This is a genomic window from Bradyrhizobium sp. P2_E8 (assembly GCF_056403875.1).
This window is the reverse complement of sequence record NZ_JBFUES010000183.1, coordinates 1-9645: the sequence shown is the minus strand read 5'-3', so window position 1 is coordinate 9645 and position 9645 is coordinate 1. Positions and strand designations below refer to the sequence as shown.

At 65.9% G+C, this 9645-nt stretch carries 15 protein-coding genes and 1 pseudogene; 11 read left to right on the top strand and 5 right to left on the bottom strand.

The features are described 5' to 3' along the window. From AC1D00_RS12970 to AC1D00_RS12955, 4 genes and pseudogenes are all read left to right on the top strand, one after another. A pseudogene (locus AC1D00_RS12970) lies at positions 1-654 on the top strand (SH3 domain-containing protein); the annotation flags it as partial. 169 nt (positions 655-823) lie between these two features. After that, positions 824-1102 (top strand): hypothetical protein, encoded by a 279-nt coding sequence (locus AC1D00_RS12965; protein ID WP_167770594.1) that lies wholly within the window; start codon positions 824-826, stop codon positions 1100-1102. A 216-nt stretch (positions 1103-1318) separates the two neighbouring features. After that, positions 1319-1498 carry a hypothetical protein gene (locus AC1D00_RS12960; protein ID WP_027542535.1) on the top strand — a complete coding sequence of 60 codons (180 nt, stop codon included), beginning with the start codon at positions 1319-1321 and terminating at the stop codon, positions 1496-1498. A 72-nt stretch (positions 1499-1570) separates the two neighbouring features. Then, a complete protein-coding gene (locus tag AC1D00_RS12955) occupies positions 1571-1891 on the top strand; it encodes a hypothetical protein (RefSeq protein ID WP_477010938.1) in 321 nt (106 codons plus the stop codon). Between the two features lie 17 nt (positions 1892-1908). Here the strand turns inward: AC1D00_RS12955 and AC1D00_RS12950 are convergent, their stop codons facing one another. From AC1D00_RS12950 to AC1D00_RS12940, 3 genes are all read right to left on the bottom strand, one after another. Beyond that, the gene (locus AC1D00_RS12950; RefSeq protein ID WP_477010937.1) at positions 1909-2478 is read right to left on the bottom strand and encodes a TetR/AcrR family transcriptional regulator; all 570 of its coding nucleotides are present in this window, start codon (positions 2476-2478) and stop codon (positions 1909-1911) included. Further along, a complete protein-coding gene (locus tag AC1D00_RS12945) occupies positions 2478-2822 on the bottom strand; it encodes a DMT family transporter (protein WP_027542538.1) in 345 nt (114 codons plus the stop codon). The genes AC1D00_RS12950 and AC1D00_RS12945 overlap by 1 nt, the downstream gene beginning before the upstream one ends. Before the next feature lie 217 nt (positions 2823-3039). Beyond that, positions 3040-3705, bottom strand: coding sequence for an O-methyltransferase (locus AC1D00_RS12940; protein WP_135173532.1), 666 nt, complete (start codon positions 3703-3705; stop codon positions 3040-3042). 98 nt (positions 3706-3803) lie between these two features. Here AC1D00_RS12940 and AC1D00_RS12935 point away from each other — a divergent pair, with 98 nt between their 5' ends. The 3 genes from AC1D00_RS12935 (at position 3804) to pdxY (ending at position 6120) form a co-directional block, all read left to right on the top strand. After that, on the top strand, positions 3804-4448 hold the full coding sequence (locus tag AC1D00_RS12935) for a TetR/AcrR family transcriptional regulator (protein WP_477010936.1): 645 nt from the start codon (positions 3804-3806) through the stop codon (positions 4446-4448). A gap of 91 nt (positions 4449-4539) precedes the next feature. Next, positions 4540-5214 carry an FMN-binding negative transcriptional regulator gene (locus AC1D00_RS12930; protein ID WP_477010935.1) on the top strand — a complete coding sequence of 225 codons (675 nt, stop codon included), beginning with the start codon at positions 4540-4542 and terminating at the stop codon, positions 5212-5214. A 93-nt stretch (positions 5215-5307) separates the two neighbouring features. Beyond that, the gene (gene pdxY, locus AC1D00_RS12925; protein WP_271570932.1) at positions 5308-6120 is read left to right on the top strand and encodes a pyridoxal kinase; all 813 of its coding nucleotides are present in this window, start codon (positions 5308-5310) and stop codon (positions 6118-6120) included. 4 nt (positions 6121-6124) lie between these two features. Here pdxY and AC1D00_RS12920 read toward each other — a convergent pair whose 3' ends face one another. Continuing rightward, a complete protein-coding gene (locus AC1D00_RS12920) occupies positions 6125-7414 on the bottom strand; it encodes a hypothetical protein (protein ID WP_477010934.1) in 1290 nt (429 codons plus the stop codon). 329 nt (positions 7415-7743) lie between these two features. Between AC1D00_RS12920 and AC1D00_RS12915 the strand changes: the two genes are divergently transcribed. The 4 genes from AC1D00_RS12915 to AC1D00_RS12900 all read left to right on the top strand — a co-directional run bounded on the left by AC1D00_RS12915 (position 7744) and on the right by AC1D00_RS12900 (position 9172). Continuing rightward, positions 7744-7908: a Flp family type IVb pilin gene (locus tag AC1D00_RS12915; RefSeq protein WP_404559034.1), complete on the top strand. Its 165-nt coding sequence runs from the start codon at positions 7744-7746 to the stop codon at positions 7906-7908. A gap of 159 nt (positions 7909-8067) precedes the next feature. Continuing rightward, complete coding sequence (locus AC1D00_RS12910; RefSeq protein WP_027542545.1) at positions 8068-8271, top strand: hypothetical protein; 204 nt, start codon at positions 8068-8070, stop codon at positions 8269-8271. A 171-nt stretch (positions 8272-8442) separates the two neighbouring features. Next, entirely contained in the window at positions 8443-8697 is a 255-nt protein-coding gene (locus AC1D00_RS12905) for a hypothetical protein (protein ID WP_477010933.1), read from the top strand. A gap of 328 nt (positions 8698-9025) precedes the next feature. Next, on the top strand, positions 9026-9172 hold the full coding sequence (locus tag AC1D00_RS12900; protein ID WP_167770595.1) for a hypothetical protein: 147 nt from the start codon (positions 9026-9028) through the stop codon (positions 9170-9172). An 8-nt stretch (positions 9173-9180) separates the two neighbouring features. Here AC1D00_RS12900 and AC1D00_RS12895 read toward each other — a convergent pair whose 3' ends face one another. Next, positions 9181-9318 carry a hypothetical protein gene (locus tag AC1D00_RS12895; protein WP_477010932.1) on the bottom strand — a complete coding sequence of 46 codons (138 nt, stop codon included), beginning with the start codon at positions 9316-9318 and terminating at the stop codon, positions 9181-9183. Between the last annotated feature and the right edge of the window lie 327 nt (positions 9319-9645).

The following is a 9645-nucleotide window of genomic DNA, read 5'->3' as shown; positions in this document are numbered from 1 at the left end:
TACTGGAATAATTACTGGACCTCGCACGAGCGCTTCGCGACGCGGATGACGATCGATCCGCGCGCGGCGCGTATCGGCCGTGCCGCGACGCGCGACGCGGCGGTCGCACTGGGACGCGGCGGCGCGAACGCAAAGGCCGCTCCCGCGATCTCCGGCCGTGATGCGACGACGGCACGGCATGATGCGGCCATCGCAAAGCGCGACGCTGCGATCGCAAGGCGCGAGGCTGCGGTTGCTGCGGATCGGACTCGCGCCGGACGAAGCGATCGCCTGGTGAACGCGCGGACGAGCGTGCAGCAGAACCGCAACCCGCGCGATGCGCAGGCGCGCATGGTGCACGAGCATGCGGCGAGCCGCGCCGCAACGCATGCGCAGCCAACGCATGCGCAGCCGACGGCGCGTACTCAGCCGATGGCGCGTGCGCATGAAGCTCCGCGCGTGTCGGCCGCGCCTGCGGCCCGGCCCGCGACGCCGCATGTGGCGCAGCCGAATGTCAGCCACGGCTCGCCGATGAATGCCCATGCGCAGATGCCGGCGCCGCGCGCGGCAGCACCTGCGACGCCGCATCCGGGCGGCGGTGCTCAGCACATCACCGCTGCTCCGCGTGGCGGCGCGCCGGCCAGTGGTCCCGGCGGCGGTCACGAGAAGCGCTAACATCGTTGTGAAAGCCCGGCCCTCGTGCCGGGCTTTCTTTTCGGAGCGGCCCGGGTTCCATGCGCGTACAATTTAAAAAGGTTCTTCGCGGGCAGATTTCATCGATCGTAATATGTCTATCCAAAGCTGTAAGCATCCACTCGGGGCAGCGGGGCACGGGAGGATGACGATGAGACAGAACCAGGCGGAGACGCGCCGCCAAAATGTCGCGAAGCGGTCGATGACAAAAGAGGTCAAGCAGTTGACCGGCTTGATCGCCACACTGCGTGAATCGCTCGATGGCATCCGCAAGCAGCGGGCGAACGCCAAACTGTCCGGCGCCGAGATGGGTGCTCTCGACGAACGGCGCAACAATCTGCTGCTCACGATTGCGGCCCTGGACGATCGCCTGTCGGCGGTGCAAGGGCTGATCGATCTCGGCCGTCCGCACATCATCCGCGTCCATTAGCGGAGCTCGGGCAGGGCGCGATCGGTTCCGTTGCTGATGTGACGGGCCGGGCCCCTGCTACCAGTGCGGCGCGCTCGATCCCGGTCACCCGGCTGCGGGTGCGCCGGTGCGATGCTGCCTGCGGATGGCACCAAATTGCCACGCTCTCGGCGAATTGCCGCCAAAGCCCGCTGCCACGAGGGGAGCGGGTGCGGGGGCAACGCGAGGGGATGCGTATTGGCCTACAAAATGGTCGCAGAACGCGACAATGAGAAGTACAGTTTCGCCCGCGAGAGCCGGTTGCTCATCGTGGCGAAGGCAAGGGTGTGGGCGAGCGAGGGATGGCGGGTCGTCATCACCGACCAGGACGGCAAGGCCTACGCGCCGCCCGAATTCGATCAATTGCTGGCGGCGTGACCGCAGGACGGGGCTAGGGGACGACAATTGACTTCGCACTTTCGACCGGGGCGCGAGCTGATCGCGCTCCTGATGACTCTTTCAGCCGCCGTCGCACTGACGGCGACGGTCGCGTTCGCGCAAAATCTCGATGCCGGCAAGTCGCCCGAAAAGCTGTTTGCCGATGGTTGCGCGACCTGCCATCGGAGCCCGCGCGGTCTTGCCAAGGGGCGCTTCAGCCTGACGCTGTCCTGGTTCCTGAAGGACCATTACGCGACCAGTTCCGACTCCGCCAAGTCGCTCGCCGCGTATCTGGTGTCGGTCGATGCGCCGCCGCCGCGGGCCGCGGCCAAGCCCGGCGCAAAATCATCCCGGTCGGCGCCACGTCCGCCAAGGCCGGCGACAAGCCAGTAGTCAGCGCGACAAGGGCGCTATTCGCGCCGATAGGTCTGCGCGATCAGCCGGCCATGCACGGCGCGCAGCTCGGCATTCATGCGCGTCTGTCCCGTCGTGACATAGGACAGCCAGGCGCCGTCGGCGGCGAGGCGCACGACATGGAGCTCGGGCGTGCCGTCGGTTGCGCGATGCCGCTTCAGGCGTGCCTTCATCCAGTCGTTCCAGAGCCGGCGCAGTGACGGATCGGTGACGACGACCATGCTCAGTGCTGCCCAGGGCGTGGTGAAGCCGAACGCCTTGCCGGTGAACACCGCATTGACATAGGCGCGCGTAAAGCTGCCGCGCGGTTTGGGATCAGCGTCGATTGCGGCGTCGATCTCGGCATCGACGCGGGCGAGCAGATCCGCGAACAGGCCCTCGATCAACGCCTGCTTGCTGCCGAAGTGATGAAACAGGCCGCCTTTGGTGACGCCGGCTGCCGCCGCCACCGCCTGCACCGTGATGCCGGAGACGCCATGGTCCATGGCAATGGCCGCAGCGTGGTCGAGCAGGGCGCGCCGCACCTGCTCGGGCTGCTTGGCGCGGCTATAGGCGCTGGCCGGCATCAGTGCACCGTCGTCTCCGAGAACAGGTTGATGACGACGACGCCGGACACGATCAGCGCGATGCCGACGAAGGCCGCGGCGTCCAGCATCTGGCGGAACAGCACGAACGAGACCGTGGCGGTCAGGATGATGCCGACCCCGCCCCAGATCGCATAGGCGATGCTCAGGGGGATCACCCGGATCGCGACCGACAGCGCGTAGAACGAGGCGACATAGAACAGCACCATGGCCAGCGTCGGCCACGGCCGCGTGAACTGCGCCGACTGCTGCAGGAAGGCGGACGCGATGACCTCGAAGACGATGGCAAGGGCAAGCGCGATGTAGGCATTGAAGGCGGAGGTCATGGCAGGCTCGGGCGTGGTGCGCAAGAAAGATACCGCGCGGTAGGTATGTTTAGCACGTGGGAGACGGCTCTTGCCAGCAGCAGCTATCACATGTGAGTGACGAGGCTGCGACACGGGCTGAGGACCTGATGTTCCGCGATCTGTCGCCGACAAAGCGAAGCCGCCGCGCGATGAATCGTGCGACGGCTCCATGGGATCGTGGCAGCTCGATGTGGCGTCAGTTGATCCGTACGGAGAGCTCGACGTCCTCGGCAAAGGCCGTGGACATGTAGCCGCTGCCGGGCATGCGCACGCGCGCCAGATAGTCGGGGCTGTCGTCGGCGTTGTCGGCCACGATGATCGCGCCCGGCTTGAGATGGCCTTCGACCAGCTCCAGGATCTCAGGGTAGAGCGCCTTGGCGCCGTCGAGCAGCACGAGGTCGATCGTATCAGGCAGATCGGCGCTGAGCGTCTTCAGCGCATCCCCTTCGCGGATTTCGACGAGATCGAGCAGCCCGCCGGCCGAGAGGTTGTCGCGCGCCCGCGCCGCCTTGGACGGCTCGAACTCGCTGGTGATGAGGCGCCCGCCACCATTGTCGCGCAGGCCTGCGGCAAGGTGCAGGGTCGAGATGCCGAACGAGGTGCCGAACTCGACGATCGTTCTGGCGCGGGAGCTGCGCGCCAGCATGTAGAGCAGCGCGCCGGTCTCGCGGGAGACCGCGAGCGGGACGTCCTTCAGGCGTCCGTAGAGGTCGGCGTAATCGGTCTTGCTCCGCATCATTCGCGCCCGGTCGGCGTCGGTGAGATGAGCGAACGCGGCTCGCGTTGCGCTGCGTGCTGCTTCGTCCTGGTCGAACAGGCGATCCAGCAGCGGCGCCAGCGACGTGATTGTCGGGGTAGTCATTTGGTGTCTCCAGAGTTCGCGGCAATGCGCGGGCTTGCGTGTGAACTGAAATACGACTAATTCGTCGCATTTCCTATTCGCATTACCCCGAGCGCATCATGGCCGATCGTCGAAGTCGTTCAGTTTCCTCGCGAAAACAGCCGCAACAGGCCCGCTCCAACGAGCTGGTCGCGGCTATTTTGGATGCCGCCGTTCAGGTTTTGGCAAAGGAGGGCGCGCAGCGTTTCACGACAGCGCGGGTGGCCGAGCGGGCCGGGGTGAGCGTCGGATCGCTCTATCAGTATTTTCCGAACAAGGCGGCAATCCTGTTCCGCCTCCAGAGCGACGAGTGGCAACGCACGAGCGAACTGCTGCGCGGCATCCTTGCCGACCGGGCGAAACCGCCACCGGCGCGGCTGCGCGCGCTGGTCCAGGCTTTCATTCGTTCCGAGTGCGAGGAGGCGGCGATCCGCACGGCGCTCAGCGACGCCGCGCCGCTCTATCGCGATGCGCCCGAGGCACACGATGCGCGGGCCGCCGGCAAGGGCATCGTCGCGGCCTTCATGCAAGAGGCATTACCAAAAGCCTCGGAGGCGACGCGCGAACTCGCCGGGGAGCTGATCAGGACGACGCTGAGCGAGGTCGGCAAGCACTTCTCGGAGGCACCTCGCAGCGAGGCGGAGATCGTGCGCCATGCCGACGGGCTCGCCGACATGTTTTGCGCCTATCTCGGCGAGCTCTCACGACGCCGAGATCATTCCTGACATCCACGCTTGCGGCCCAATATCGTTTCGGATTTGGCCGGATCATGGGATAGCCTCGCGCCATCCTCATCCAGCCATCGAGCGCCGCGCCATGCATGTCCTCCGTCCCCAGTTCCGCATCGAGGAGCAGCATGCGCTGGAATTCGCGAGGCAACGCGGCTTCGGCGTGATCGTGGCGGCGGACGAGCGCGGCCCGCGCGCCTCGCACGTACCGTTCGTGCTGGACCGGCGCGACGGGCAAGCCATCGTGCAGATCCATCTCGCGGCCAGGAATCCACTGGTGCCGCTTGCGGACGGCACCAGGCGCTTCCTGCTGATCGTTACCGGCGACGATGCCTACATCTCCAACGACTGGTACGCCTCGCAAGACAACGTCTCGACCTGGCTCTACGAGGCGGTGCACCTGTCGGGTGTGGCACGTCTGCGCGGGCTCGACGAGAACCGCGGGCACGGCGATGCGCTGCTCGCGGTCGCCGAGGCGCGGCTGCCGAAGCAGCCCTGGGATCTCGCGCAGATGGAGCCGGACAAGCGCGAGAGCATGCTGGCTGCGATCCGCGTCATCGATCTCGTGGTCGACCAAATCGAGGGGCAGGCGAAGCTCAACCAGCACAAGAGCGATGCGGACCATGTCGCGGTCGCCGGCTACCTGGCGCGGTCGGCGGAGAGCGGCCACCGCCGGCTGGCGCGGAAGATGCAGGCGCTGCGGCCGGGGCTTGGGTATGAAATCCTGCAGCCCGGATGGAGCGAAGCGAAATCCGGGACTTGAGCTTGCGGCACGATTCCCGGATTACGCTTCGCTCCATCCGGGCTACGCCAGCTACGCTTGCGTCGCGCAACAATTGACCTTACGGACCTCTGCATGCTCGTCATCTCCATTCAAAGCCAGGTGGTCCACGGCCATGTCGGCAACAGCGCGGCGGCCTATGCCATGCAGGCGGAGGGCGTGAACGTTGCGGCGGTGCCGACGACACTGCTGTCGAACCATCCGCGCTATCCGAGCCTGCGCGGGCGCGTGCTGGAGACCGAGCTCGTCGCCGATCTTCTGCGGGGCGTGGAGGAGCGCGATCTCGTCGACGAGGCCGCGGTGCTCGTCACCGGCTATCTCGGCTCGCCCGGCAACGCCGCTGTCGTCGCCGATTTCGTCGAGCGCGCCTTGAACCGCAATTCGAGGCTCGTCTATCTCTGCGATCCCGTGATCGGGGACGACGGCCGCGTCTATGTCGCCGACGGCATTCTGGACGTGCTGCGGCACCGCCTGCTGCCGGCCGCGAACCTGACCACGCCGAACCAGTTCGAGCTCGAGCTGCTCTCCGGCATCACGATCGCGGACGCGCAGGATTTGCGCGCGGCGTGCGCGGCGCTGGCGGGGACCGGCCGCATCGACGTCGTCGCCACCGGCTGCACGCTCACGGATACGCCTGACGGGCAGGTGGAGACGATCCTCTGCGCCGACGGGCAATTGTCGCGCTTTGCGACACCGCGCCTGCCAATCCGCCCCTATGGCACCGGCGATCTCCTCACCGGCCTGATCGCGGCGCATCTGGCCAAGGGCAAGGCGATGGAGGCTGCGGTGCGGCTCGCGGTCGAGACCATCTTTGCCGTGCTGGTGCGTACGCAGGAGGCGGGATCCGCAGAGATGCGCCTCGTGCCCCTGCCGACGCGGAAGCCGTAACGGTTCAGGTCGCGCGCTTGCCGGCCGATTGCGCCGACTTCTGCGGCTTGCCCTTCTGCTCGCGCGCGGCCTGTGCCTTTGGCGACCTGGCGCTGGCCACGGCCCGCGTCTTCTTCGGCCTGGCGTTGGCGGCTTCCCTGCGGTCCGCCGTGCCGCGCTTCGAGACATATTCCGCGCCGTCGATCGGGCCGACATGCGGCGGATCGCGGCCGAGATAGGGCCTGCCGATGCCGAGCGCCTTGCCGTTGGCATCGACCCATTTCCACAGGATCTCGGTTGAGACCCAGCGTTGCGCGCGGTTGTTGCCGGCGGTCGAGACGATGTCGGCGGCCATGCCGTGACCGTAGCCGCCGCGCGTGCTGCCGCCGTGATAGGAGCGGTCGGAGGCGGCCTTCAGGCCGCTCGCGATCGACTGGCGATAGTCGTCGCGGAACGCGCTGGTGATGCCCGGCGACAGGCCGGCGGCTTCCGCCGCGAGCAGCGTGCGGAACAGCTTCCGCTTGAAGCTCTTGTCCATGCCGCCGATGACGTAATCCATCATCGACATGCGGGCGTGCTCGGCCGCCTTCGGATCCTTCCAGCCGAAATCCTCGTCGACCAGCTTCGCGAAGCTGCGCATCACCGTGACCATCTTGCCCCTGCGCTTGACGGTGACGGCGCGGCGTTCCTCGACCTTGATCGAGTCCTCCTTAGGCGTGCGCTGGTAGAGCGCCCAGAGATAGCGGTCGATGCAGGCGTCCATCACGAAGCATTCGTCGAGCACCGCGACGGTGTCGGCGGACGGTGATGCCTTGCTCTCGGTTGCGGCCGGCCCGGTCGCGATCGCCGCGGGCGACAGCGCGTCCGTCGTCACGATCTCGGTGGGATCGGCGGATGCGAGCTTGACGGGCTCCTGCACCGGTGCGGCCTCGCTGACGACGGGCGCCGGCTCGGGCAGGATCTGCGGCGCAGGCGGTTCGCTCGGCAAGATCAGCGCGGGATCGGCCGAGGCGAGCTTGATGACGGGAGTGGGCACCTCGGGCGCTGCTGCTTCAGCGCTTGCCGGCTCGGGGGCCTGAGCCACCGCGGCCGCGATGTCGGCGGTCAGGGCGATGCCATCTTCGATGGTCGCAGCGCGCGGAACGTCGGCGAGGTCGAGGCGGCCGAGATCCTTCGCGCGCGAGACGGTGGCTGCATTGGCGCCGCTGTTCTCGATGAGGGCAGGGGCATAGGCGGACAAGGAAAGCGCCAGCCAGCCGGCCATGACGGCCGAGGGGCACGCGACTGCCACCAGAAGAGACCGCCGATCGTTCATGATCCCTGCCTCCAAACGGTTCTGTTCGAACACGTCTTGTCGAACAGTCTTGCACAGAAAGGCACGCAGCGCGTCGATTGTTCGGAGGATGGTGTGGCGGCGCAATGGCGCAAATGGCCGAAAATGGGCTTTTCAGGCAGGTGTTGCGAAGTTGCAACGCGGGTTCCGTCATGATTCCGTCGGGCCTCGGAGAAGGAAAAGGCCTGCAAATGCTGCGTTTATTGTCGTCGAATTTGCCCGGTTGCATTTACTCAATCTTGGATTGCGGTCTGGCATTTCTCTCGCACCGGTACCGTCCGGTAGCGTTGGGAAGGACACGAGTTGTGAAATTGAAATGCCTGTTGGCCGACTTTGCCGCCGATGAATCCGGCGCCACCGCGATCGAATACGGCCTGATCGCAGCGGGGATCGCGCTTGCGATCATCGAGGTCATCTACGCGCTCGGCACCAATCTCGTTGCGAAGCTGCAATCGCTGGCGACCGCGCTGAAGTAAGTTATCCTCCGGCCCGCGTTCCGTGATGATCGCGCCTCTGACAGGGCCGGGTCGGCGCATCTGTGCGAGGGATCGGCGCATTCGTCGCATCCCCCTGGATGCGGTGTTTTGCCCGACGCCTCGCTGCAACTTTGCAGCGGCTTGCGCGTTGGTGCGGCTATGACCCACTCCTCGCTTCGTCCCATGGACGCCTTCGACCCCACCGAGCCCGCCATCCTCCACGATCTCCTCTCCGACAGGATCATCACCTGGACTGCCGATCAGGCCGATGATTATCGGCGTGCCAGCCAGGCGCGCGACGATGGGACCGTGGCCTGGAAAGCCTACGTTTTCGACGGCTGGGGCAACGTGCTCGGCGGCTGAGCGCCGCCTATAAAAGCGTCATGTCGCGGCCGGCGGCGATTCGGCCAAGGCCTTGTACGCATTAAACATATCGCCATGCGCCGCATGCGTTGTTGCAATGCAGCAGTGCATGTCGCAATGCAACAAATCAGGCTTAGATGTGCTCCGAAACTTCCTTCTGGAGCATCACCAATGAACAAGAAGACTCTGTCGATCGCGATCGCCGCCCTCACTCTTGCGGGCTCGACTGCCACCTTCGCCTCCGAGTTGCCGGYCTACGAGGCCAATGGTTTCCCAGTCTCCCCGTTGCAGGTTCGCGTGCTCGGTGCCGCGCAGGTCGAGCAGCAGGCCTCGGCGCCCGCCGCCAGCGTGACGGCGCTTCAGGCCAGCGTTCTGTCGCCGCGCAAAGTGAAGGCCGCGACCGTGACCACGGGCAGCGCCCGCTAAGCGTCATGCGACTGGCACGGCGCGCAGGCGTCGTGCCGCTGTCGCCTGCATGAATTCGCAACCGTCGGGTTCGGAATTCTCAGCATCACATTGGAACCGCGTTCCCGACAGGAGCGCGGTTTTTTCTTTGCCTGCGGGAACCGCGCGATTTCGTCGCCCGTGCGCGGATCGAGAAGCGGGCGCGACAAAAGAATCGCGCGATGGCTTCGTTGTGTACGGCCGTTCAAGACGCATGTGATCTCCTTAATACTTGTTTCGGAGATCGCGGCGCCTGATGCGCGCGCCGCATATTGAGCGGCCAATTCTGGAATCATACTGGAGGCCGTTTATGCCCGTTGCGCAAAAAGTCGTTGTTGCCAGCACCTCGCCGCGTGCGTTCATCATCAGGCATCTTGCGCTGTTCGCGGCCGCCGCGTTGTTCGTGTTCGTGCTGAGCCTGACCTATGGCCTCGATCTCAGCCCCGGGTTTTTCTGATAGCCGGGCTACGAGAGTCTCCGCTCGCGCACCGTGCGCAAACTTGACGGCGAGCGGCCGTAGCGTTCGGCGAACGCGGCGTTGAAGCGGCGCAGGCGCGCGGCGTTGCAGGTCGCAAAGCTCAGCATGGTCGGATGATAGCGCAAGTCTGTGCGGGCGAAAGGCTTGCGGGATGACCGAGTCCGAGCCACCGCGGTCGCGCTCGATCACACGGATCACATGGTCGGGTCGCGGCAAATCGGGCGCATCATCGCGCAGCCCATGCACAGGATGTTTTCGAACATCGATATCGCCTTCCGCGCTCCGCCGCGTGCCAGACCTGCAACCGCGTGGGTTGAGCGGATGAGCGCGCTGACATAAGGCTTGCTGATGGATCAGCGGACGAGCGGCGCTGACGCTCTCATTCAGAAGAACGATGCGGCGCCGGCGCTTCTCGGCGTCGTCTGCGGTCTGTCGGCGGCGCTGTTCTGGGC